1 protein-coding gene is annotated in these 750 nt (G+C 65.9%); it reads left to right on the top strand.

Going from position 1 to position 750, the window contains the following annotated elements; translation table 11 throughout:
- Nucleotides 1-145 precede the first annotated feature (145 nt).
- On the top strand, nucleotides 146-750 hold a 605-nt coding region (locus Q4543_RS24485; RefSeq protein WP_303442790.1), incomplete at its 3' end, for a transposase.

Raw genomic sequence — 750 nt, 5'->3', positions numbered from 1 at the left:
GGTAGTGTCCCAACGCTTGGTGTAGGAGGCCGCGCGCGGAGCCCCCGGCGTAGCGCAGCGCGCGGCCGGGTGTGACGCTGGCGGCCATCGCCGATCTTCGAGAAGGTTCGGGTTGCAAGACCTTGAACCAAGAATGGAGACGACGATGACCGATGACAGAATGGCGCTGATCGAACTGGTTGAGAAGCAGGCCGATGGCGATCTTGTGCGCGAGATGCTGGCCTTTGCGGCCGAACGGATCATGGAGGCGGAGGTTGAGGCCCGGACGGGGGCGGCCAAGGGTGCACGGTCGCCGCTGCGGCAGGTTCAGCGCAACGGATACCGCGACCGCGACTGGGATACGCGAGCTGGGCGGATCGCGCTGGAGATCCCGAAGCTCAGGAGGGGCAGCTACTTCCCGAGCTTTCTCGAGCCGCGCCGGACGGCAGAGAAGGCCTTGGTGGCCGTCATCCAGGAAGCCTACGTGCATGGCATCTCGACCCGGTCCGTGGACGATCTGGTGAAGGCGATGGGCGCTGGCGGCATGTCGAAGAGCCAAGTCAGTCGCCTCTGTGTCGAAATCGACGAGCGGGTGAACGCATTCCTCTCCCGGCCGCTCGAAGGCGCCTGGCCCTATCTCTGGCTCGACGCGACCTACGTGAAAGTGCGCGAGAGCGGGCGGATCATCAGCCGCGCCGTGATAATAGCGGTGGCTGTGAACGAGGACGGCAAGCGTGAGGTTCTCGGCGTCGCCACCGGCCCCTCCGAGGC

Source organism: Salipiger sp. 1_MG-2023, assembly GCF_030547555.1.
In the GTDB taxonomy this organism is placed as follows: domain Bacteria; phylum Pseudomonadota; class Alphaproteobacteria; order Rhodobacterales; family Rhodobacteraceae; genus Salipiger.
This window is presented reverse-complemented; position numbering and strand designations above follow the sequence as displayed.